Consider the following 23,054-nt stretch of genomic DNA (forward strand, 5'->3'; position numbering starts at 1 on the left):
CACGGTCGACCGCGAGGCCGGATCACGGCACATCGGTAGTTCGGAGGACAGCACCATGGGAAACACCATCCGCGTACGCGTCGTCGTCGCCGGCGCCCTGACCGCGGTCGCGGCAGCGGGGGCGGTGATCGGCGGGCAGCCGGCCGGCGCCCGGGCCGCGGCGACCGCCGGTCACGTCCAGACCTCGATCAAGTGGGGTGAGTGCCCGGAACCCGCGCCGGGTGCCGAACGGGACCCCAGGCAGACCTGCGGCACGGTCGAGGTGCCTCTGGACTACCGCCGCCCCGGCGGAGAGACCATCACCGTCGCGGTCTCCAGGATCGCCACCGCCAAGCACGGCAGGAAGCGCGGCGACCTGCTGCTCAACCCGGGTGGTCCGGGGCTGCAGGGCCTGGACATGCCCGGCCAGATGGCACTCACGCTCCCGAAGGGGGTGCTGGACTCCTACGACCTGATCGGGTTCGACGTGCGCGGCGTCGGCCACAGCACCCCGATGAGCTGCGGTCTGTCCGGCACCAGTCTTCTCACCGTCTTCCCCTACCCCGGCGCCGGCGGCTCGATCGAGGACAACGTCACCACCGCGCGCGCCGTCGCCCGGCAGTGCGCCACGATCGGTGACAGGCTCCGCTTCTTCAACAGCGCGAACACGGCGCGCGACATGGATCGCATCCGCCAGGCGCTCGGGGCACGGAAGATCTCCTACTGGGGCCAGTCCTTCGGCACCTACCTCGGCGCGGTCTATGCCTCGCTGTTCCCCCGCAACGCCGACCGGATGGTGCTGGAGGGCAACGTCGACCCGGGCAAGGTGTGGGCGAAGATGCTGCACACCTGGAACCAGGGCATGAACGACCGGTTCCCGGACGCCGCCCGCGTGGCCGCGGCGGACGACGCCGGCCTCGGGCTGGGCGGCACCGCCGGCGAGGTCACCGACACCTTCCTCGCGCTGGCCGACCGCCTCGACCGGAAACCGGTCATGATGCCGGGCACACCGGTGGCCATCAGCGGGGCGCTGCTGCGCGGCGTCACGTACCAGATGTTGCAGCGCAACGAGATGCTCGCCCCGCTCACCCGATTCTGGAAGGCGGCGGCCGACCTGTCCGCCGGCAAGGCCCCGGCGGACGCGGACGTCGCCGTGCTCCGGCGGATCCTCGCCGACACCCCGGCCGCGAAGGGCGTGCCGGTGGACAACCAGGCCACCATGGTCCTGGCCATGCTCTGCGGGGACACCACCTGGTCGCGAGACGTGGGCTCCTACGCCGACGCCACCGCGGCCGCCCGCGCGAAGTACCCGCTGAGCGCTGGCATGCCCGACAACATCCTGCCGTGCGCGTTCTGGTCGCAGAAGCCGATCGAGCCGGTGGTCAAGATCACCTCGCACGGTCCGCGTAACATCCTGATCCTGCAGAACCGCCGCGACAACGCCACGCCGTGGGCCGCGGGCCGGGGGATGCGCAGGGCCCTGGGTGACCGCGCCGGCTTCCTCGGTGTCGAGCACGGCGGCCACTTCGTCTACGGCACCGGCTCGACCTGCGCCGACAAGGCCACCGTCGCGTTCCTGATCAAGGGAACCCTGCCAGCCGAGGACGTCACCTGCGACGGCCCCCGGCCCTGACCGTCATGCCGTCGGCTTCCCTGGCCGGGGACCGCCCGCCCCTCTCTCCGGCCGGACGGCCGACGGGGAGGGAGCACCGGGATGAGCCGGCGGAACAGGTCCGTACTCGTCGGCCGGGAGAACATCACCGGCCCCGGTAGACCGGTGGGCGCTTCTCGCGGAAGGCCAGGGAGCCCTCCTTGGCGTCCTCGGAGCCGATGACCGGCCAGCCGATGGCGTCGGAGACCTTCAGGGCCTCGGGCTCGGGCAGGCCCTCGGTCTGGCGGCAGGCGCGCAGGATGGCCTGTACGGCCAGCGGCCCGCAGGCGGCGATCTGCGCGGCGGTCTCCAGGGCGGACTCCAGCGCGGTGCCGTCCGGGACGACCCGGTTGACCAGGCCCATGGCCAGGGCCTCCTGCGCGGTGACGGCCCGGCCGGTCAGCAGGATGTCCATGGCGAAGGCGTAGGGGATCTGCCGGGGGAGGCGGACCGCGGAGCCGCCCATCGGGAACAGCGCGCGGCGGGCCTCGAACAGGCCGAGGACGGCCGACTCGGCGACCACGCGCAGGTCGGTGCCGACGAGCAGTTCGGTGCCCCCGGCCACGGCGTGGCCCTCGACCGCGCAGACGACCGGCTTGGTCGGCAGCGCGCCGGAGTCGCGCAGCAGGCCCTTCCAGTGGTAGTCGGGGATCTGCGCGGCCCGCTCGGCGACGCGCGGATCGGACGACGGGCGGCCCATGGCCTTGAGGTCGGCGCCCGCGCAGAAGGTGCCGTTCGCGCCGGTCAGCACGGCGACCCGGACCTCCGGCTCGTCGGAGACGTAGGCCCAGGCGTCGGCCAGGCCGACCAGCATGTCCGTGGAGAGGGCGTTCTTCGCCTCGGGCCGGTCCATGGTCACGACGACGACGTGGCCGTCGCGCTCGACCCGGCAGTGCGGCGTGCTGATCGGCAGTTGTTCCACGGACGACCTCCGTCGTTGCCCCAAGCGCTTGCTAGGTGATCCTAGATCGGCCGCCGCCCGGACCGCCAGACGGCCGGGCCGGATCCGGGGTGCGCGGGCCGTTCCCGGGAGCCGCGGGACTCCCGGCGCTCTCAGGAGGTCGGGGGAGCGCGAGGGGGCGGAGGTCAGGCCTTCAGGTGGGCGTAGACGATGATGTTGTCCTCGTAGTGCCCGGTCGCCGGGTCGAAGGCGCCGCCGCAGGTGATCAGCCGGAGCTCGGGCGTGGCGGTCTCGCCGTACACCCGGTCGGTGGGGAAGGCGTCCTTGTCCACCCGCTCCAGCTCGTCCACGGTGAAGACGGCGGTCCTGCCGTCGGCGCGCTTGACCCTGACGGTGTCGCCGGGCTCGAGGGTGTGCGTCCTGGCGAAGACCGCGGGCCTGCCGTAGGCGTCCACGTGCCCGAGCAGTACGGCGGGGCCCGCCTCGCCGGGCGTCGGACGGTGCTTGTACCAGCCGACGAGTTCCGGGCGGTCCAGTGCGGGGACCTCGACGGTCCGGTCGGCGTTCAGGCCGACCGGGTCGATCGGCGCGCCCTTCACCCCGATCGCCGGGATGTCCAGGCTGACCGGCTCGGACCCGGTCATCGCCTCGGCGGTGGTGAACGCCGGCTTGCCGGCGGTGCCGGATGACCTGCCGGACTTCTTGGACTCATCCGCCTTCGAGGACTTGGCGGAGTCCTCGGAACCTCCGGACTCCGAGGACTCCGGCGCCTCGGATCCGGCGGAGTCCTCCTGGGCCGTACCCGGGAGCGGGAGGGCGGAAGGCGGGTCGTTGGCCAGGGCGGCTCCGGTGACGAGTACGCCGCAGAAGATCGCCAGGGCCGCTCCCGTGGTGACGGCGATGCGGCGCTTGGACGGAGTGGAGCCGGACATGGCCGGGACACCTGCCTCAGGTCGGGGTGGTCGGATCGGGTCCGAGGGAGACGGTCGGTCACCGGGCCGGCGACCACGGGTGGCCGGGTGCGGCCTGGGAGGGAGGCCGGGACGGGGAAAGCCGTCCGGGGGCCGGGGGTGCGGACCCGGGATCGGGTCCGCACCCCGATGGAGCGTCGGCTCCGGTGGAGCCTCAGCCCTGACGGCCGAAGCGGCCGAACAGGGCCGCGCCGGTGCCGCCGGCGATCAGCGTGCCGCCGAGCGCCAGCGCGGCGAGGGGGGATGAACCGGTGCCGGTGGTGTTCGCGGCGAGGTTCTGCTCGATGCGGCCGCCGCCGGTCTGCGCGCCGCCCCGGGGGGTGTAGGTGTAGGTGTAGATCTTCGTGTAGACGTTCGTCTGCGTGTGCACGTGCGTGTGCGCGCCGGTGCGCGCCCGCGGGCTCTTGACCGTCAGCCGGGCCGACGACTTCTGGCCGGTGGGCAGCTTGGCGGTGAACCAGTAGGAGCCCGCGTCGGTGCTGGACGGGACGTGGAACCGCTTGATGGCGGCGCCGTTCCGGTCGAGCTTGAGGGTGAACCTGCGGCCGGCCGGGTCGACCAGGGTGACCCGGGTGCCGGGGGCCACGTACGTGGTCGCGATCAGCGCGGTGAACTTCCCGCCCGCGGTGATCGTGTCCGGGGTCAGGTCCAGGGCGATCCGGCCCGCGGGCAGCGGCGTCCTGACGACGGTCAGCGCGGCGGAGTCGCGGGCGCCGTCCGGCAGTGAGGCCGAGACCGCGTAGCGGCCGGGCCTGGTGCCCTTGGGCACGGTCAGGGTGATCCGCGCGCAGCCGTGCGCGTCGAGCTTCGCCCGGTGGAGGCGGCCGGCCAGGTCCTTGACGGTGACCACGGTGCCGGGCTTGGCCCGCTTCGTGTTGACGACGGCCTGGTAGGTCTGCCCGGCCCGGACGCTGCCCGGGCTGGTGCGCAGGTCCAGCGAGGCGACCGGTGCGGCCTTGACGACCGCCCAGGTCTCGACCGGCTCGGCGCGGGTGACGCTGACGCGCAGGGTGTGCTCGCCGAGGCGGGCGTCGGCCGGGACGGTCATCCCGATGACGGCCCGGCCCGAGCGGATGATGCCCGCGGCGCTCCTGCCGCCGATGCCCCGGATGAAGACGCGGGCGCCGTTCGGCACCTCCAGGGTGCGGACCGTCACGGTGTAGGCGCCGCCGCGCACGATGGCGCCGGGGGTGACGACGGCCGAGTCGATGACCGGCCGCTTGACCTCCACGACGTCGCCGGGCGGGGGGTTCGGCGCGGACCCGGGGCCCTGGGCGGGCGCGGGGTCCTGCGCCGGCGGCGCCGGGACGGGGTCCTGGGCGGGCGCGGGCTTCTCGGCAGGCTCCTCGGCGGGCTCCTCGGCGGGAGCCTGCGCCGGGACCGGGTCGGCCTCGGCCGCGGGGGCGGGCTCCGCGGCGGGCGCCTCGGCCTCCGCCTCCGGGGCGGCGGCCTCCGGGGCGGCGGCGGGCGCGGCCTCGGGGGTCACCCCCTCGGAGGCGGTGACGTCGAGGTCGCCCCGCGCCTCGGTCAGATCGACGACGGAACCGGCCGGGACGCCGTCGATGTCGTCGGCGAACGCCGGGGAAGCGGTCAGTACGGCGAGGCCGAGAGCACCGGCGGCCGCCAGGGACTTGTTGAAACGCATGATCTCCCCATCGCGGAGACGGCGGGTGGTCAACATGAGCCCAGCTCGGGGACGCCGCCTCTCGCCTAGCCATATTGACCGAGCAAAGTTCCCATAAGGGACAAATAAGCAGTTTCATCCATGAACTTGACTTTCTTCTTACCTTTCATGAGCTATGCGTGACGACGGCGGTGCCAATGGTGATGGAAAGGTAAAGGGCCTGCCGGGATCCACCCTCGAATCAAACGCTTGTTAGGCGAGCGCGGCCGGGTTACTCTGCCCCTGCGAACAAGAACACGTTCTCGTTCGAGGGCTTCCATGCCGCCGGTGCCGTGCCGCGATCCGGGGACGCGCACCGCTCCGGCGGCCGGGGTGCCTTCCGACCAGAGGGGAACCCGCGATGGGCACGCTCGGCTTCTGGAGACTGGCGCAGGCGGATCCGGACCGGATCGCGGCCGTGGACCCGGACGGCACCGAACACCGCGCGGGAGACCTGCTGGCCCGGGCGAACCGCCTCGTGCACGGCCTGCGGGAGCTGGGCCTGGAGCCCGGCGACGGGATCTGCGGCCTGGTCCCCAACGGCGCCGACGGCCTGGTGCTCTACCTGGCCGCGCTGCAGGCCGGGTGGTACTACACGCCGGTCAACTGGCACCTCACCGGTCCCGAGATCGCCTACATCATCGACGACAGCGAGGCCAGGGCCTTCTTCGTGCACGAGCGCCACGCGGCGGAGGGCATGCGCGCCGCCGCCGGGTCCGGCCTGCCCGCCGACCGCGTCTTCGCCTTCGGCCGGGTGGACGGCGCCCGGCCCGCGGCGGAGCTGACCGAAGGCCGCCCGGACACCGCCCCCGCAGGCCGTACGGCGGGCGCCACCATGCACTACACCTCCGGCACCACGGGCCGGCCCAAGGGCGTGCGCCGCCCGCTCAACGGCCTGGACCCGGACGACTCGGCCGAGCTGATGACCTTCCTGCTGTCGATGTTCGGCATCACCCCCGGCAAGGAGAACGTCCACCTGGTCACCTCGCCGGGCTACCACACCGCCGTCACCCAGTTCGGCGGCACGGCCCTGCACATGGGCCACACGCTCGTCTACATGGACCGGTGGGACGCCGAGGAGATGCTCCGGCTCTGCGAGCGGTACCGCGTCACCAACTCGCACCTGGTCCCCACCCACTTCAAGCGCCTGCTCTCGCTGCCCGAGGAGACCCGGCGGGCCTACGACCTGTCCTCGCTCAAATGGATGATCCACGCCGCCGCCCCCTGTCCCGTCCCCGTCAAATGGGCGATGCTCGAGTGGTGGGGCGACTGCGTCTACGAGTACTACGCGGCGACCGAGGGCGGCGGCACGATCGCCACCCCCGAGGGCTGGCGCAAGCACCCGGGCACCGTCGGCACCGCCTGGCCGATCAGCGAGCTGCTCATCGTGGACGAGGACCTGCGGCCGGTCCCCACCGGCACCCCCGGCACCGTCTACATGAAGATGATGGGCGCCTCCTTCGAGTACAAGGGCGACCCGGCCAAGACGGAGGCCAATCGCCTGCGGGACTTCTTCACCGTCGGCGACATCGGCTACCTGAACGACGAGGGCTTCCTCTTCCTCTGCGACCGCAAGGCCGACCTGATCATCTCCGGCGGGGCCAACATCTACCCGGCCGAGATCGAGAACGAGCTGACGGTCCACCCGAAGGTCGCCGACGTGGCCGTGTTCGGCGTGCCCGACGAGGAGTGGGGCGAGCAGATCAAGGCCGTGATCGAGCCCGCGCCCGGGGTGGAGCCCTCCCCGGAGCTCGCCGCGGAGATCCTCTCCTCCCTGGAGGGCCGCCTGTCCAGGATGAAGTGGCCGAAGAGCGTCGACTTCATCGAGGAGATGCCGCGCGAGCCCAACGGCAAGCTCCTCAAACGCCGGCTGCGCGACCCCTACTGGGAGGGACATGACCGTGCCATCTGAGGCGCCGCCCGGGGCGACCGCGCCGCCGGGAGGAGCCGTCGCGGACCCCGGCGGAACCGCCGCGGATCCCGGCGGGGTTCCCGCCGGAGATCCCGTCGTCGACCCCCTCATCGACCATGTCGTCGACCACGTCCTGGAGTTCCCCGGCGGTTACATGCGCACGACCGGGCCGGTGATCGGGCGCTTCCTCACCGAGCTGCGGGACGCGCGGATCGTCGGGGTCCGCACCGCCGACGGCCGGGTCCTGGTGCCCCCGCTGGAGTACGACCCGGCCACCGGCGAGGACGTCACCGGGGAGTTCGCCGAGGTCGGCCCGGCCGGGACCGTGCAGAGCTGGGCCTGGGTGGGCGCCCCCCGCCCGGAGCACCCCCTCTCCCGCCCGTTCGCCTGGGCGCTGATCCGCCTGGACGGCGCGGACACGGCGCTCGTGCACGCGGTGGACGCCGGCGACGCCCGCGCCATGCGCCCCGGCCTGCGGGTCCGCCCCCGCTGGCGGGCCGAGCGCACCGGGCACATCACCGACATCGAGAGTTTCGTGCCCGAGGTCGTGAAGATCGTCTCTCCGGTCCGCGCGGAGTACCGCCTGCGGCCCGGCCGGGCCCTGACCCGCTTCCTGGAGGGCGTGGCCCGGGGCGTGCTGCTGGGCTGCCGCTGCGGTTCCTGCGGCAAGGTCTACGTGCCCTACCGCCTGTCCTGCCCCGAGTGCGGCGTCGCGATCACCGAGGAGCGGGAGCTGCCGGACACCGGCACGGTCACCACCTTCGCGATCAACAACCTGCCCGACCCCCGCGCCCCCGAGGTGCCGTTCGTCTCGGCCTACATCCTGCTCGACGGCGCGGACGTGCCGCTGATCGCGCTGGTCGGCGACGTCCCGGCGCACGAGGTGCGGCAGGGCATGCGGGTGCGGGCGGTCTGGGCCCCGCGGCAGGAGTGGGCGCCGGCCCCGCTGTCGATGTCGAACATCAAGTGGTTCGCCCCCACCGGCGAACCCGACGCCGAGCTGTAGGGGGACGCGGATGCGTGAGGTGGCGGTCGTGGCGTTCGCCCAGACCCGGCACAGCGCGGTCGACGAGGGGCTGAGCGAGCCGGAGCTGATCCTGCCGGTGATCGAGGAGGTGCGGCGCGCGTCGGGCCTGCGGACGTTCGGCTTCACCTGCTCGGGCAGCTGCGACTATCTCGCGGGCGCGCCGTTCTCGTTCGTCTCCGCGCTCGACGCGGTCGGCGCCTGGCCGCCGATCTCCGAGAGCCACGTGGAGATGGACGCGGCCTGGGCGCTGTACGAGGCGTGGGTACGGCTCCAGCACGGCGACGTCGACTCGGCGCTGGTCTACGGCTTCGGCAAGCCCTCCCAGGGCGACCTGCACCAGATCATGACCCTCCAGCTCGACCCGTACTACCTGGCCCCACTCGGCCTGGACCACGTCTCCTACGCCGCCCTGCAGGCCTCGGCGCGCGGGACGGACCGGGCCGAGCTCGACGAGATCGTACGGCGCAGCCGCGCCGCCGGGCGGGCCAACCCCTTCGCGCTCGACCTGCCCGACCCGGAAGGGGACTCCTTCGAGGTCGAGCCGCTGCGGCCGTACGACGTCGCGGCCCCCGCCGACGGCGCCGCCGCGGTGGTGCTGGCGGCCGGGGACCTCGCCCGGAGCGTGTGCGAGCGTCCCGCCTGGATCACGGGCATCGCCCATTGCATGGATTCCCATTACCTGGGAATGAGAGATCTCGCCCGGTCGGCCTCCGCCGCCGAAGCCGCACGCGCGGCGGGGGCCGGCAAGGCTCAGGTCGACGTGGCCGAGCTGCACGTCCGGTTCAGCCACGAAGAACCCATCCTCCGCGAGGCCCTCGGCCTGTCCGCCGCCACCGAGGTCAATCCCAGCGGCGGCCCGCTGGCCGCCGACCCCGTCATGGCCACCGGCCTGATCCGGATCGGCGAGGCGGCCCGGCGCGTCATCGGCGGCACCGCGGACCGCGCCCTCGGCCACGCCGCGAGCGGCCCCTGCCTGCAGCACAACCTCGTCGCCGTGCTGGAGGGCTGAGCCATGGGGGCGGAGCGGATCCGGCGCGGTGAGCGGAGCGAGCGAGGAGTGGTGAGCGACCATGAGCGGTAACCGCTGCGCGGTCATCGGGGTGGGGCAGACCGAGTACCGCACCAAGAGGCGGGACGTCTCGATCGCCGGGCTGGTCCGCGAGGCCGCCGCCCGCGCGCTCGCCGACGCGGAGCTGACCTGGCGGGACATCGGCGCCGTCGTCCTGGGCAAGGCCCCCGACCTGTTCGAGGGCGTGATGATGCCCGAGGCGTACCTCGCCGACGCGCTCGGCGCGGCCGGAAAGCCGATCATGCGCGTGCACACCGCGGGCTCGGTCGGCGGCTCCACCGCCCTGGTCGGCGCCTCCCTCATCCAGGGCGGGGTGCACGACCGGGTGCTGGTGGTGGCCTTCGAGAAGCAGTCGGAGTCCAACGCCACCTGGGCCCTGTCCACGCACCCGCCGTTCAACGCCTCGCTGGTGGTCGGCGCCGGCGGTTACTTCGCCCCGCACATCCGCGAGTACATGCGCAGGTCCGGGGCGCCCGGCCACATCGGCACGCTGGTCGCGGTCAAGGACCGGCGCAACGCGCTGAAGAACCCCTACGCCCACCTTCGGATCCCCGGCATCGACCGGGCCATGGTCGAGTCGACCCCGATGCTCTGGGAGCCGATCCGCTACCTGGAGACCTGCCCGTCCAGCGACGGCGCGTGCGCCCTGGTCCTGGCCTCGGAGAAGGCCGTCACCGGCACCCCCGCCTGGGTCCTCGGCACGGCCATGCGCTCCGAGCCGATCTTCCGGGCCGGCCGCGACACGGTGGACCCGCGGGCGGGCCGGGACTGCGCCGCCGACGTGTACCGGCAGGCCGGGATCACCGACCCGCGCCGGGAGATCGACGTGGCCGAGGTCTACGTGCCGTTCTCCTGGTACGAGCCGATGTGGCTGGAGAACCTCGGTTTCGCCGCCGAGGGGGAGGGCTGGAAGCTCACCGAGTCGGGGGCCACCGCCCTGGACGGCGACATCCCGTGGAACGCCTCCGGCGGGGTGCTGTCGAGCAACCCGATCGGCGCCTCCGGGCTGATCCGGTTCGCCGAGGCGGCGTTGCAGGTCCGCGGGATGGCGGGCGAGCACCAGGTGGACGGGGCCCGCCGGGCCCTCGGGCACGCCTACGGGGGAGGCGCGCAGTTCTTCGCGATGTGGATGGTCGGCAGAGACAGACCCTAGAGCCCTCAGAGCAGGGCCGGACCCTGGCAGCGGTCGAAGGAGCGCCCCCGATGGAGTTCAACCACGCAGATCTGTTCGAAGGGCTCGCGGACGCGATCGGGGAGCGCGTCGCCGTCGTCTGCGACGGGCGCCGCCTGACCTACGCGGAGCTGGACGCGCACGCCAACCGGCTCGCGCACCACCTGGCCGCGCACGGCGTCGGGCCGGGGCGGCACGTCGGCCTCCACCTCTACAACGGCGTCGAGTACATCGCCGGGATGCTGGCGGCGCTGAAGCTGCGGGCCGTACCGGTCAACGTCAACTACCGCTACGTCGAGGACGAGCTGCTCTACCTCTACCGGGACGCCGAGCTGGCGGCGCTCCTGTTCGACGTGGAGTTCGGAGACCGGGTGGCGGCCGTCGCGCCCCGGGTGCCCACGCTCGCCCACCTGGTCGCGGTGGGCGGCCCGTCGGAGGTCGCCGGGGCGGTGCCGTACGAGGCGGCGCTGGAGGGGATGCCGGAGACGCGCGGCTTCCCCGCCCGCTCCGGGGACGACCTCTACATCGTCTACACCGGCGGCACGACCGGCATGCCCAAGGGCGTGCTGTGGCGGACCGAGGACCTGTTCTTCGCCTTCGGCGGCGGGAACCCGTACGGTGACCCGCTGCGCAGCCCGCAGGCCGTGGTGGAGCAGGCGCGCGCCTCCGGGCCGCTGGTCATGCTGACGGCGGCGCCGCTGATGCACGGCGCGGCCCAGATGGCCACCTTCATCACCTGGTGGATGGGCGGCACCATGGTCTACGTCCGCCGGTTCGACCCCGTCGCGGTGCTGCGCGCGATCGAGCGGGAGAAGGCCTTCACGCTCAGCATCACCGGCGACGCGATGGCCCGGCCGCTCGCCGAGGAGCTCGCCGCGGGCTCCTACGACCTGTCGTCGCTGGGGGTGCTCAGCTCCACCGGGGCGATCCTGACCGGGGCGGTCCGCGACCGGCTCCAGGAGCTGGTCCCGCACGTGATGATCGTCGACAGCTTCGGCTCCACCGAGTCCGGCTACACCGCCTCGGCGGCCCCCGGCTCCTCCCCGGAGACCGGGCTGCGCTTCCAGCCGAACGCCACCGTCGGCCTGACGGTGCTCGGCCCGTCCCTGGAACCGGTGAAACCCGGCTCCGGAGAGGTCGGCACGGTCGCCAGGAGCGGTCGCATCCCGCTCGGTTACCACCGGGACGAGGAGAAGACCCGCCGCACCTTCGTCACCGACGCGGCGGGGGTGCGCTGGCTGCTCACCGGCGACCTGGCCACGGTCGAGGAGGACGGCACCGTCGCGTTCCTCGGCCGGGGCTCGGGCTGCATCAACACCGGCGGGGAGAAGGTCTTCCCGGAGGAGGTCGAGGCGGTGCTCAAGGGCCACCCCGCGGTCTTCGACGCCGTCGTCACCGGGGTGCCGGACGAGCGCTGGGGGAGCAGGGTCGCCGCGGTGGTCGAGCCCCGCCCCGGCACGGCTCCGACGACCGCGGAGCTCGACGCGCACTGCCGGAGGAGGCTCTCCGGCTACAAGGTCCCCCGGATCTTCGCCTTCGTCGACGAGATGGTCCGCTCCCCGGCGGGCAAGGCCGACTACCGCTGGGCCCGGGAGACGGCCCGGGCCGCCTCGCGGTAGACCTCCCGGTGCGGGCCCTCGATGCGGGCCGCCTGACCACGCCGCCGGAGACCGTGTACGGGACGGACACGTCGGAGCTCTCGACCCGCGTCACGATGACGGGCACGGTGCGGTGCGCTGGCCGGATCCTCCGGATGTTCGGCATTCGGGCCACTGCCGGCGGTCCGGGCGTGTGGTGGACGGTAGGTCCATGACATTCCACATGACCGAGGAAGCCGCCGTCGGCGCCTCCCGCACCGCCCCGCCGCCCGCCACCGGCGGCGGGCGCGTGGAGGCCGCCGGCCGTCGCGGCGCAGGCGGTGTCCACCCCCGGCGGAGGGGAACGGGTCGCCGTTCCCCGGGTACGGGGGAGGGGCGATGACCAGGGCGGTGCTGTTCCACGGGCTCGGCGGGCCCGAGGTGATGCGGCTGGAGGAGGTGGAGGTCGGTGAGCCGGGCCCGGGCGAGGTGCGGATCCGGGTGGACGCGATCGGCCTCAACCGGGCGGAGGTGCTGTTCCGCACCGGGCACTACATCGAGCCGGTGAAGCGGTTCCCGGCCCGGCTGGGCACGGAGGCGGCCGGTGCGGTCGAGGCGGTGGGCGAGGGCGTGACCGGGTTCCGGCCGGGGGACGCGGTCAGCACCGTGCCCGCCTTCTCGCAGAACGACCACGGCGTCTACGCCGAGCGGGCGATCGTGCCCGCGGCGGCGCTGGTACGGCGTCCCGAAGGGCTCGACGCGGTCGGGGGCGCGGCCGTGTGGATGCCGTACCTCACGGCCTACGGCGGGCTCGTGGAGGTCGGCGGGATGCGTCCCGGGGACACCGTCGTGCTGAACGCGGCCTCCAGCAGCGTGGGCCTGGCCGCCCTGCACGTCGCCGAGCGGATCGGCGCCACGCCGATCGCCGTCACCCGCACCGCCGCCAAGAAGGAGGCGCTGCTGAAGGAGGGCGCGGCGGACGTGATCGTCAGCGGGTCGGAGGACGTGGCCGAGCGGGTGCTCGCGGCGACCGGGGGGCGGGGCGCGGAGTACGTCTTCGACGCCGTCGCCGGTCCGGGCGTGCGGGACCTGGCCAGGGTGGTCGCCGAGGGCGGCACGCTGCTGCTGTACGGCGCGCTGAGCGGCCGGGAGACCCCTTATCCGGGTTTCGAGCTCGGCATGCCCGCGCTGAACATGCGCACCTACACGATGCTGGAGACGGCCAGGCGGCCCGAGCGGCTGCGCCGGGCCGCCGCCTTCGTGACCTCCGGGTTGCGCTCGGGCGCCTTCCGGCCCGTGGTGGACCGCACCTTCGACCTGGGCGACATCGTCGAGGCCCACCGGTATCTGGAGTCGGACGCCCGGATCGGCAAGGTCGTGGTCACCGTCGCGCACTGACCGCCGTCGGGCCGTCGGGCCGGCTGGTCGCCGGGGGAGAGGCTCCCGCGGCCGTCTCCGGGACGGCGCCGCGGACCCTCAGTCCTTGAAGTAGACCGACTGGTGGGCGGTGGCCAGCAGGGTGCCGCCGCGGCTCCACAGGTGGGCGGTCTGGTCGAAGTACCCCCGGGAGAAGCGGTGGGTGCGCGCGGTGCCCAGGACGTGGTCCTCGCCGCAGGCCTCGAGCTCCGCGGCGTCGGCGTGGAAGTACACGGTGAGGGAGACGGTGCCGGCCGCCGTGTACCGGCCCTGCCGGAGGAACACCCGGGGATAGAACACGTCGCACATCGCCGTCAGCGCCGGGAAGTCGAGAGGGCGGGCCGGGGCGTCGCGCACCCACAGGGTCGAGGTCGAGTCCGGGTGCTCACCGGCGCCCTGCTCCGGCACGGCGCCGGTGACGAACCGCATCTCGTAGTTGCGGGCCCAGGCGATGAAGTCCGGGAACCCGTGCACGGCGACGGCGTCCGGCGGCGGCACGGACGGCATGGCGAGCTCGGTGTCCGACCAGGTGTCCCGGCGGAGGCCGAAGACCGCGGTGGCGGTGGTCGCGACGGCGCCGTCCTGGGTCAGCTCGATCATCCAGTGCTGGTTGGTCCGGTTGGTGCGCACGGGCCGCGCGGTGACGTCGAAGTCGCCGTCGGCGACGGGGCCCGCGTAGTTGACGGTGAGGGAGAGCGGGTCGCCGAGCCGGTCGGGGTGCTGCTGGACGGCGCGCACGAGGGTGGCGGCGGTGACCCCGCCGAAGGGACCGACCATGTTCGCGTACTCCGGCCGGGTCCGGCCGCGCAGGCGGCCGCCGGCCGCGGGGGTGAGGGCGACGGCCGCGGTGAAGGGATGCGGCGGGGCGTCGATCTCGGTCACGCTGTCTCCTCGGAGCGGGATGGACGTTCCGCGGGACGGATGATCCGCGGGACGGATGTTCCGGCGCACACCGGATATGTGTCCGACAACTTACCTAGACCAGGCACGGCAGACCCCCGACCCCCTCGACCTCGGGCCCGTCCCGGGTGGCGCTCCGTTCGGAAAGCGCTTACCTTAGGAGGTGGCCGGTGCCCGAGCGCCGCGGCCGACCCGGTGACGAAAGGCTTTACGATGATCCACTCATATGACCCCCGGACCGGCGAGACCGTCGGCGAGCCCTTCCCCGCGAACTCCGCGGCGGAGGCGGACGCCATCGTCCGCGCGGCCCACGCCGCCGGCCGGGTCTGGCGGGAGACGCCCGCCACCGAACGCGCCCGCGAGCTGTCCGGCGGCTCCGGCGAGACCCGTGCCCAGGTGCTGGAGGCCGTGGCCGAGGCGCTGGAGAAGAACGTCGAGGAGCTCTGGCGGGTCGCCGACGCCGAGACCGCGCTGGGGGAGACCCGGCTCCGCGGCGAGGTGGCCCGCGCCGCCGGGCAGTTCCGGCTCTTCGCCAAGGTGCTGCGCGACGGCGGCCACGCCGAGGCGGTCATCGACCACGCCACCGCCGAGCCCCCCGTCCCCGACCTGCGCCGGATGAACCGCCCCCTGTCCGGCGTGGTCGGCGTCTACGCGGCCAGCAACTTCCCCTTCGCCTTCTCCGTCATGGGCGGCGACACCGCCTCGGCGCTGGCCGCCGGGTGCGCCGTGGTGGTCAAGGCCCACGACGGCCACCCCCGCACCTCCGAGCTGTCCGCCGAGGTCGTCCGGGGCGCCCTGCCCGACCCGGCCCTGCTCGGCCTGGTCCGGGGGCGCGAGGCCGGCGGGTGCGTGGTCCGTCACCCCCACGTGGTGGGGATCGGCTTCACCGGCTCCATCCCCGGCGGCAAGGCGATCCAGGCCATGATCGACGAGCGGCCCGACCCGATCCCCTTCTACGGCGAGCTGGGCAGCGTCAACCCGGTGGTCGTCCTCCCTTCGGCCCGCCGCGAGGGCCTCGCCGAGGGGTTCGCCGCCTCCCTCACCCTCGGCGTCGGCCAGTTCTGCACCAACCCCGGCCTGCTGTTCGTGCCCGAGGACGCCGGGCTGCTCGTCTCCCTCGCCGAGGCGGTCGCCGCCACCACCGGCGGGCCGATGCTGACCGCGCGCATGCGGGAGGGCTTCCTGCACGAGCTGGAGCGGCTCTCCGAGCTCGACCGGCTGGCCGAGGGCCGGGCCGGCGAGGGCGCCTACGCGGTGACCCCCCAGCTCTTCACCACCGGTCTCGAGGCGTTCGCCGCGGCCCTGCCGCGGGTGGCCGAGGAGTGCTTCGGCCCGGCGGGGATCGTGGTGACCTACCGCGACCCGGCCGAGCTGCCCGCCGTACTGGAGCGGCTGGACGGCTCGCTCACCGCGACCGTGCACGCGACCGACCCGGCCGAGGCCGAGGAGATCGCCGAGGTGCTGACCCGCAAGGCGGGCCGGGTCATCTGGAACGGCTGGCCGACCGGCGTCGCCGTGCGCTGGGCCATGCACCACGGCGGCCCGTGGCCCTCCAGCACCGCCCCCGCGCACACCTCGGTCGGCGCCGCGGCCATCCGCCGCTGGCTGGTGCCCACCTCCTACCAGGACTGGCCCGCCGAGCTGCTCCCGCCGGAGCTGCGCGACGACAACCCGCTCGGCGTCCCCCGCCGCGTCGACGGGACGCTCACCCTCTGATCCCCGGCCGCCGGCACCGGGAACCGGCCCCGGTGCCGCCGCCCGGTCCGCTCGCGGCACGTCGGTGAGGCGGGCCTGCCCTCCTCCGTGCCGGAGAGGACCACACGCTGCCGGAGAGGCGCGCGCACTCCTCCGGCCGGCCCGCGCCGGTCGCCGGAGGCGCCGGTGCTCAGACCTGGGTGAGCCGGGTCCCGCGCTCGGTGCGCAGGTGCAGGGCCGTACGGCCGTCGCGGCGGGTGGTCACCAGCCCCGCCTCCCGGAGCGCGCCCACGTGCTGGGAGACCGCGCTGGCCGTGATGCCCAGGCGCCGGGCCAGCTCCCCGGTGGGGCACGGCTCGCCGAGGGCCTCCAGCAGCGCCGCCTTCGTACGGCCCAGCACCGCCGCCAGCCCTTCGGGCACCGGCCCCGCGGGCTCCCAGAGCGTGCCGAGCCCGCGTGCCGGGTACCGCAGGGACCCGGCGGCCAGGGGCTCCATGTCGATGCAGATGTACGGCCAGCAGAAGATCGTCGGGAACAGCACGAGCCCGTGGCCGCCCAGGTCGACGGTGAAGGAGCCGGGCGTGCGCCGCCCGCTCACCACGAGGTCCCCCTCCCGCCAGGTGATGTTCTCGTGCAGGGCGGCGAAGAGGCCCTCCACGCCGCGGGCGGCCAGCGTGCGCGCCCGGTGCTCGACGTCGGCGAGCAGGATCGCCCGCATCCGCCCCCAGTGCGGGGCGATCAGCCGGTCGTGGTGGCGCTCCAGCGCGCCGGCCAGCCGCTCCAGGACCGCCGCCGGATCGGCGCGCAGCTCAGGACGCCCGCCCGGGCCGAAGAGCCGGTCGAGCTCGGTGCGGAAGTGGTCGTGCGGGGTGCGCCGCACCCGTTCCAGCTCGTCGGCGAAGGCCGGTTCCGGGCCGGAGGGCGGCGGCAGCAGGAAGGCCGCCACGCAGCCGGACGTCAGGTCGGCCAGGAGCGGCAGGTCGGGATCGCCGGCCACCGCCTTCCCGGCCTGCCGGACCCAGCGGTGGTGCACCGCGTTCGCGCCGTCGCGGAACAGGAGCTTGACGGCGAAGACGGTCTCCGCGAGAGGCGAGTAGGCGAACCGGACGCGGGCCGTCTCCGTCCGGGACAGCGTGATCGTGACCGCCATCCGAGCCTCCGATGTTGTAGAACCGGCTAAACGATAACGCCGCCCGCCCGCTGCGGCGCACCCTGTCCGGCATGACCATTGCTGACGCCCCGGCCCCCGTGAGGGGCCTGGGCAGGGACTGGCGTCACCTGTGGGGCGCCGGGGCCCTGTCCACGCTCGGCGACGGCGCGCTCGTCGCCGCCATGCCGCTGCTCGCCGCCGCGACCACCGACGACCCCGTGCTGGTCTCCGGCGTCACCGCCGCGGCCACCCTGCCGTGGCTGCTGCTCAGCCTCCCGATGGGGGCCTGGGTCGACCGGTTCGACCGGCGGCGCCTGATGATGGCCGCCCAGGGCGCGCACGTGTTCCTGATCGCCGTGCTGGCGCTGCTGGTGACACTCGGCGCGGCCCGGATCTGGATGCTGTTCGTCCTGGCCTTCGGCGTCGGCGCGGCCGGCCTGCTGGTCACCGGGGCCGGCGAGGCGCTGATCGTCTCCGTCGTGCCGAAGTCGGAGCTGGAGACCGCCAACGGGCGCAGGGTCGCCACCGAATCGATCCTGGGGGAGTTCGGCGGCCCGCCCCTCGGCTCGGCGCTGTTCGCGCTGGCGATGCCGCTGCCGTTCTGGCTGGACGCCGCCATGTTCCTGCTGGCGCTCATGATGATCACCCGGATCCGCGCGGGCGGCGCGGTCGAGCGCTCCCGGCCGCGCGGGCGCATGCTCGCCGAGATCGGGGAGGGCCTGCGCTGGCTGGCCCGCAACCGGCTGCCCAGGACCCTCACGCTGATCGCCGGGGCCGGCAACTTCTGCGAGACCATGGCGCTGTCCACGCTGGTGCTGTTCGCCCGCGACGTGCTCGGCGTCGGATCCGGAGGGTACGGCGTGCTGGTGGCCGCCATGGCGGTCGGCGGCGTGGCCGGCAGCCTCGTGGCCGGGCGCGTCGTCGTCCGGTTCGGCGGCCGGCCGATCGCGCTCGGCGTCCAGCTGGTGATCCCGCTGAGCTGGCTGGGCATCGCCCTGGTCGGCAGGAGCGCCGTCACGGTGGTGGCCCTCTTCACCGTCTTCTCACTGGCCGTGGCGCTGTGGAACGTCATGGCCTCCTCCCTGCGCCAGCGCCTGATCCCGGCCGAGCTGCTGGGCAGGGTCGGCGGAGCGGGCCGCATGATCTCCTTCGGCGCCATCCCGCTCGGCGCGGTCTGCGGCGGCCTGGTCGCCGACGCCCTCGGGCTGGTCGCCCCCTGGATCGTCTGCGCCGTGCTGCGCCTGCTGGTCAGCCTGCTGGCCTGGCCGAGCCTGCGCCGCTGGGAGGACTGACCGGGCCCGCCGGGTCAGGCGGCGGGGACCTCCACCCGGCCCCGGCCCTCGGCCTCGGCCGGCGGTGCGGGCGGCGGCGCGGGCCCCGGTCATGACGCCGGGGTGTGCCGGTCACGGAGTCGGGGCGTACCGGTCGATCCAGGACAGGCCGCCGAGGTCCAGGCGGTGGCGGGCCCGGGTCACCGCGACGTAGGCCAGACGCGCCTCGGCGTCGCCGACCCGGCCCTGGCGGCGCTCGCCGTCCTCGCCCTCCGAGACCTCGGGCTCGCCGCCCCTGAAGTCCCCGCCGATGCGCACCCGCGTCCACTCGCGGCCCTTGGCCTTGTGCGCGGTGGAGACCACGACCTCGGCGTCGCGCTCGTCGGTCAGCCGGGAGAGCGCGTCCAGGAGGACCTCGGGGCCGTGCTCGTCGACCAGATCGACGAAAGTCCGCAGGTCGCGGCCGGCCGGGTCGAACTGCGCGTAGTCCTGCAGGTCGCCCCAGGTCTCGAAGAGGGCCAGCTCGGGATGCCAGGTGCGGCGGCCGGCCCTGAGGTCGCGGGCGGCCCTGGTCAGCGAGGCCAGGCCCTCCCCGCCGCCGACCAGGCCGACCCGCCCGCCGGTCTGCAGCAGGGCCATGATCTCGGCCATCGTGCCCAGGTTGGTCCGGCACAGGATCGCGTCCGGGCGCTCCACCGCGGCCAGCTCGGTGGGGACGTCCGGAGTTCCGCTCAGCCGGATGGGGGCGTCGACCAGGGTCAGCCACCGGTTGGCCTCCTCCGCCAGCGCCGGGCCGAACCGGAAGGACTGCGAAAGGGCGAGCCGGGTGCCGTCGAAGCCGGACATCACGTCGCGGGCGCCCCGCCAGCCGTAGATCGCCTGGGCGGAGTCGCCGACCATGACGAGCTGGGCGTGGTCCCGCTGGCCGGTGAAGAGCCGCTCGACCGCGGGGTTGGTGTCCTGGGCCTCGTCGAGCAGGAGGAAGTCGGCCTCGATCCGGGGGTCGGTCAGCGCCCACATCTTCAGGTAGTGGTCGTGCTCGAAGCGCACCGCGCCCTCGTACGGGCTCTGCAGGTCCGCCCAGGCCCTGCGGGCGTAGGGCAGGACGAGCTCCGCCAGCTCGGCGTGCAGGGGGTCGGCCTCCAGGCCGCGCAGCCGGGGGACGTGGCCGGCGGTGATCTCCCGGGCCGCGGAGTGGCAGAACCGGCTGACCGTCTGCAGGGCGGCCATGGACGCGGTCCTGCCGGTGATCCTGCGCTCGCCGATGCGCAGCGCCAGATTCGGGGCGATGCCGAGATGGGCGCCCACCTGCCAGCTCGGGATCCGGACGGCGTTCGCCATCCGCTGCCGGTAGCGGTGGCCCACGGCCCGGTAGGCGAGCGAGTGCGTGGTCCGGCACTCCACGGTCGGCGGGAAGACCTGGGCGGCGGCCACGGCGATGGCCTTGTTGAAGGCCATGTACAGCCCGCGCCGCGGGGTGGCGGCGGCGAGCATCGTGAGCGTGGTGGTCTTACCGGTCCCCGCTCCGGCCTGCAGGGCGAGGTCCTCGCCGTCGCGGAAGGCGGCGACGGCGGCCTCCTGCTCGATCGTCGGTGCGGGCACGGGGGCTCCTGCGGGAAGAGGTCGGATACGACGGAAGACCTCAGAATGTAATCGATCGGTGACGTTGAGGTATATCGGTTTTGGTGAAGATCCCGATGAGGCGCCGGTGGAGTGCGGCGTTCCGGGCGCGGAGCGGGAGGAGACCGCAGGGGAGAACCGGGCCCCACCGGGTCAGGCGGTGGGGCCCGGGGCCGGAGGGCGGAGGGCGGGGTCCGTGGGAGGGGCCCAGGGGAGGGGCCCGGGGGCGGAGGGCGGGGCCGGAGGGCGGAGAACGGACGCCGGGTCCGTGCGAGGGACCCGGCGGGCGGGTCAGCCGCTGTGGCGCTGCCTGTAGGCGGCCTGGGCCGCGGTCAGTCTGGCCGCCATCTCGCCCAGGAAGTCCTCGGCGGTCAGCTGGCCGAGCAGGACCTTCTGGAACTGCGGCTCCGCGTCGGTCTTGGTGATCGTGTTGAACTCCGGCAGGTGGTACGGCATCTGCACGACCCTGGTCGCCGGGTCGTTGAGCACCTTGACCGCCATGTCGACGTGCTGCAGCTTCTTGATCCAGGGCTCGTCGTTGACCTCGGTGTTGGCCGGCAGCACGCCGGTCTTCTCCGCCCAGTGGCTGTTCACCGCCTTGGAGGCGGCGAACTCGGCGAACTTGAAGGCGGCGTCCTGCTTCTCCCCGCCGGCGAACAGGCCGATGCCGGTGACCGGGTTCGACAGGATCGTGCGCACGCCGCTCCCGGACCTCGGCACGGCCATGGCCGCGACCCGGTCCGCGCCGAGCGTCTTGACGTGGTCGTTGTAGGAGCCCAGGTTGTGCTGCATCATCCCGATGCCGCCGCCGTCGAACTGGGCGACCATCTTCACGTAGTCGTTGTTGTAGTCGGCCTCGGGCGTGACCCTCTTGTAGAGGGCGGCGTACCTCTCCAGCGCGGCCACGTTCCGCGGGTCGTCGACGGTGGCCCGGCCCGCGGCGTCGAAGATCTCCGTGATGCCGGACTGGGCGTACAGCACCTCCAGCAGCTGCGCGATGGAGCCCGCGCCGCCCCGGATGGTGTAGCCGTGGCGGTCCTTGCCCGCGCGGGTCAGCCGCTGGGCCGCGGCGTAGAAGTCGTCCCAGTCCTGCGGGACCTCCAGGCCGGCCGCGGAGAACCAGTCGGTCCGGTACCAGAACACGCCCATGTTGGTGGACAGCGGCACCATGTAGATCCTGCCGTCCGCCACGGTCGCCTTCACCGTGTTGACCACCTGCTGGTTCAGCCTGCCGTTCAGCGCGCCGTCCGAGATGCGGTCGTCGACCGGCTCCAGCGCCTCCTGCGCCACCAGGTTGGAGAGCATCGCGCTGGTGACACCGCCCACGTCGGGCGGTTCACCGCCGGCGATCGCGGCGTCGTACCTCTGCTGCGCCTGGGAGATCGGGATGCCGACGTACCTGACCTCGATGGTGGGGTTGGCCTTCTGGAACTCGGCGATGATGCGCTGCCACACCGGGGTGCGGGCGGGACCGCCGTTGTCGTCCCAGAAGGTGATCACGACCTTGCCGTCGGGGCCGGCGCCCGGGTCCCCGGACCCGCAGGCGGCGGCGCCGGTCCCGAGCACGAGTGCGGCGGCGAGGACCGCCGTACGCCTGGAGCGTGTGGTCATTGCTCTCGAACCTCTCAACGCTCTCGAACCTCCCGACCCGACGTACCTCTCGGCCCGCGGCACCTCTGCGGGACGTACCTCGTCGACGCGACGACGGCCGGTGCGCTCGCCAGGCGGGAGACCGGCGGGCGGGGCGTCCACGCCGCGCGGCTCCGACGGGGGCGTATTCTGAGATCCGCCGCGTCGACTGCCATCGGAGGGCCGACTCCTTCCCGTTCGGTGCTGGGGGCTTGCAACCGGTTGCGTGAAACATGGCGGATACCAGAACACAACGTCAAGAGCGCAATTTGATAAACCCCGGCTGAACTGGGGGGAAGTGCCGCTCCAGGATTCATCGGGATGGCAACCGTTCCCGCCCCTCCGAAGCCTCTGACACGCGGCGTTGACAGCGATGCAACCGTTTGTACTACCCTGCTGCCGGGCCCGGTGAGCACCCCGGCGAAGGAGCAGAGTGGCAGCGACGATCAGGGACGTGGCGCAGGCGTCGGGTGTGCACGTCTCCACGGTCTCCCGCACCTTCTCCGCACCCCATCTGGTCAACCCCGAGACGCGCAACCGCGTGCTCGCGGTCGCCGAGGACCTCGGCTACCGCCCGAACCGCGCGGCCCGCGCGCTGACCACCGGCCGGACGCACAACCTCGGGCTGATCGTCGCCGACATCTCCAACCCGTTCTTCCCGCCGCTGATCAAGGCGGCCCAGGCGCACGCCAGGACGCGCGACTACCACGTCTTCGTGGCCGACACCGACGAGGACCCGCAGGTGGAGGAGGAGCTGATCAAGGCCCTCGCCAAGCAGGTCGACGGGGTGCTGCTGTGCAGCCCGCGGTTGTCGAACCGGGCCATCGAGCGGCTCCACGCCGACGTGCCGTTCGTCGTGGTGAACCGCGAGGTCAAGGGCATGCCGACGGTGCTGATGGACATCGGCCAGGGCGCCCGGCTCGCGATCGAGCACCTGGCCGGGCTCGGCCACCGCAGGGTCGCCCTCGTCTCCGGGCCGAGCGGGTCGTGGACGAGCAAGCGGATGCGGGAGGCCGCCGCCGCGGTGGACGGGGTCGACCTGGTCTTCCTCGGCCCCAACACCCCCACCGAGCAGGGCGGCCTCGCCGCCGCCGCCGAGGTGGCCGCCTCGGGCGCGACCGGTGTGCTCGCCTACAACGACCTGGTCGCCATGGGACTGATCGAGGGGCTCCACGAGCGGGGCGTCCAGGTCCCCGGCGACGTCAGCGTCGTCGGAGTGGACGACATCGTCGCCGGCCGGCTGAACCGGCCCAAGCTCACCACCGTGGCCATGCCCACGGCCGCCGCCGGGCGGATGGCCGTGGACCTGCTGCTCCAGTCGGTGGCCGAGGGCGGCACCGCCACCCTGGCCACCCTGGCGACCGGCCTGGTCGTCCGGGAGTCCACCGGACCGGCCCCGGAACCGGCCGCCTCCTGACGCGGTCCGTCTTCTGACGCGGCCCGCCTCCTGGC

At 73.7% G+C, this 23,054-nt stretch carries 17 protein-coding genes; 10 read left to right on the forward strand and 7 right to left on the reverse strand.

Annotated elements, in window-relative coordinates; genetic code table 11:
* Positions 1 to 55: 55 nt before the first annotated feature.
* Positions 56 to 1,612, forward strand: a complete 1,557-nt coding sequence (locus HS048_RS09905) for an alpha/beta hydrolase (RefSeq protein WP_196466767.1) — start codon at positions 56 to 58, stop codon at positions 1,610 to 1,612.
* A 124-nt stretch (positions 1,613 to 1,736) separates the two neighbouring features.
* On the opposite strand, the gene HS048_RS09910 is transcribed toward HS048_RS09905, so the two are convergent.
* The 3 genes from HS048_RS09910 to HS048_RS09920 form a co-directional block, all read right to left on the reverse strand.
* On the reverse strand, positions 1,737 to 2,552 hold the full coding sequence (locus HS048_RS09910; RefSeq protein ID WP_196466768.1) for a crotonase/enoyl-CoA hydratase family protein: 816 nt from the start codon (positions 2,550 to 2,552) through the stop codon (positions 1,737 to 1,739).
* A gap of 164 nt (positions 2,553 to 2,716) precedes the next feature.
* Positions 2,717 to 3,463: a class F sortase gene (locus HS048_RS09915; protein WP_196466769.1), complete on the reverse strand. Its 747-nt coding sequence runs from the start codon at positions 3,461 to 3,463 to the stop codon at positions 2,717 to 2,719.
* Positions 3,464 to 3,656: 193 nt separating this feature from the next.
* Positions 3,657 to 5,147 (reverse strand): hypothetical protein, encoded by a 1,491-nt coding sequence (locus HS048_RS09920; RefSeq protein WP_196466770.1) that lies wholly within the window; start codon positions 5,145 to 5,147, stop codon positions 3,657 to 3,659.
* A gap of 379 nt (positions 5,148 to 5,526) precedes the next feature.
* Between HS048_RS09920 and HS048_RS09925 the strand changes: the two genes are divergently transcribed.
* The 6 genes from HS048_RS09925 (at position 5,527) to HS048_RS09950 (ending at position 13,319) form a co-directional block, all read left to right on the forward strand.
* Positions 5,527 to 7,077 carry an acyl-CoA synthetase gene (locus HS048_RS09925; RefSeq protein WP_068894642.1) on the forward strand — a complete coding sequence of 517 codons (1,551 nt, stop codon included), beginning with the start codon at positions 5,527 to 5,529 and terminating at the stop codon, positions 7,075 to 7,077.
* Positions 7,078 to 7,231: 154 nt separating this feature from the next.
* Positions 7,232 to 8,083, forward strand: a complete 852-nt coding sequence (locus HS048_RS09930; RefSeq protein WP_196467844.1) for a Zn-ribbon domain-containing OB-fold protein — start codon at positions 7,232 to 7,234, stop codon at positions 8,081 to 8,083.
* 10 nt (positions 8,084 to 8,093) lie between these two features.
* Positions 8,094 to 9,113, forward strand: a complete 1,020-nt coding sequence (locus tag HS048_RS09935; RefSeq protein WP_196466771.1) for a lipid-transfer protein — start codon at positions 8,094 to 8,096, stop codon at positions 9,111 to 9,113.
* Between the two features lie 61 nt (positions 9,114 to 9,174).
* Positions 9,175 to 10,326, forward strand: coding sequence for a thiolase domain-containing protein (locus HS048_RS09940; protein WP_068894644.1), 1,152 nt, complete (start codon positions 9,175 to 9,177; stop codon positions 10,324 to 10,326).
* A gap of 50 nt (positions 10,327 to 10,376) precedes the next feature.
* Positions 10,377 to 11,963 carry an acyl-CoA synthetase gene (locus HS048_RS09945; RefSeq protein WP_196466772.1) on the forward strand — a complete coding sequence of 529 codons (1,587 nt, stop codon included), beginning with the start codon at positions 10,377 to 10,379 and terminating at the stop codon, positions 11,961 to 11,963.
* Positions 11,964 to 12,320: 357 nt separating this feature from the next.
* Positions 12,321 to 13,319, forward strand: a complete 999-nt coding sequence (locus HS048_RS09950; protein WP_068894647.1) for a zinc-dependent alcohol dehydrogenase family protein — start codon at positions 12,321 to 12,323, stop codon at positions 13,317 to 13,319.
* A 78-nt stretch (positions 13,320 to 13,397) separates the two neighbouring features.
* On the opposite strand, the gene HS048_RS09955 is transcribed toward HS048_RS09950, so the two are convergent.
* Positions 13,398 to 14,219 (reverse strand): acyl-CoA thioesterase II, encoded by an 822-nt coding sequence (locus HS048_RS09955; RefSeq protein WP_196466773.1) that lies wholly within the window; start codon positions 14,217 to 14,219, stop codon positions 13,398 to 13,400.
* 231 nt (positions 14,220 to 14,450) lie between these two features.
* On the opposite strand from HS048_RS09955, the gene HS048_RS09960 reads away from it, so the two are divergent.
* Entirely contained in the window at positions 14,451 to 15,953 is a 1,503-nt protein-coding gene (locus HS048_RS09960; protein WP_068894649.1) for an aldehyde dehydrogenase (NADP(+)), read from the forward strand.
* Positions 15,954 to 16,122: 169 nt separating this feature from the next.
* On the opposite strand, the gene HS048_RS09965 is transcribed toward HS048_RS09960, so the two are convergent.
* Complete coding sequence (locus HS048_RS09965; protein WP_191894196.1) at positions 16,123 to 17,082, reverse strand: DUF5937 family protein; 960 nt, start codon at positions 17,080 to 17,082, stop codon at positions 16,123 to 16,125.
* A gap of 71 nt (positions 17,083 to 17,153) precedes the next feature.
* Between HS048_RS09965 and HS048_RS09970 the strand changes: the two genes are divergently transcribed.
* Positions 17,154 to 18,374 (forward strand): MFS transporter, encoded by a 1,221-nt coding sequence (locus tag HS048_RS09970; RefSeq protein WP_068894651.1) that lies wholly within the window; start codon positions 17,154 to 17,156, stop codon positions 18,372 to 18,374.
* Positions 18,375 to 18,485: 111 nt separating this feature from the next.
* Here the strand turns inward: HS048_RS09970 and HS048_RS38760 are convergent, their stop codons facing one another.
* Both HS048_RS38760 and HS048_RS09980 read right to left on the reverse strand, forming a co-directional pair.
* Positions 18,486 to 19,955 carry a UvrD-helicase domain-containing protein gene (locus HS048_RS38760; protein ID WP_196466774.1) on the reverse strand — a complete coding sequence of 490 codons (1,470 nt, stop codon included), beginning with the start codon at positions 19,953 to 19,955 and terminating at the stop codon, positions 18,486 to 18,488.
* 309 nt (positions 19,956 to 20,264) lie between these two features.
* Positions 20,265 to 21,584 carry an ABC transporter substrate-binding protein gene (locus HS048_RS09980; protein ID WP_196466775.1) on the reverse strand — a complete coding sequence of 440 codons (1,320 nt, stop codon included), beginning with the start codon at positions 21,582 to 21,584 and terminating at the stop codon, positions 20,265 to 20,267.
* Between the two features lie 451 nt (positions 21,585 to 22,035).
* Here HS048_RS09980 and HS048_RS09985 point away from each other — a divergent pair, with 451 nt between their 5' ends.
* Entirely contained in the window at positions 22,036 to 23,019 is a 984-nt protein-coding gene (locus tag HS048_RS09985) for a LacI family DNA-binding transcriptional regulator (RefSeq protein ID WP_068894654.1), read from the forward strand.
* Positions 23,020 to 23,054: the final 35 nt, after the last annotated feature.

It is taken from the genome of Planomonospora sp. ID91781, from assembly GCF_015711595.1.
In the GTDB taxonomy this organism is placed as follows: Bacteria; Actinomycetota; Actinomycetes; order Streptosporangiales; family Streptosporangiaceae; genus Planomonospora; species Planomonospora parontospora.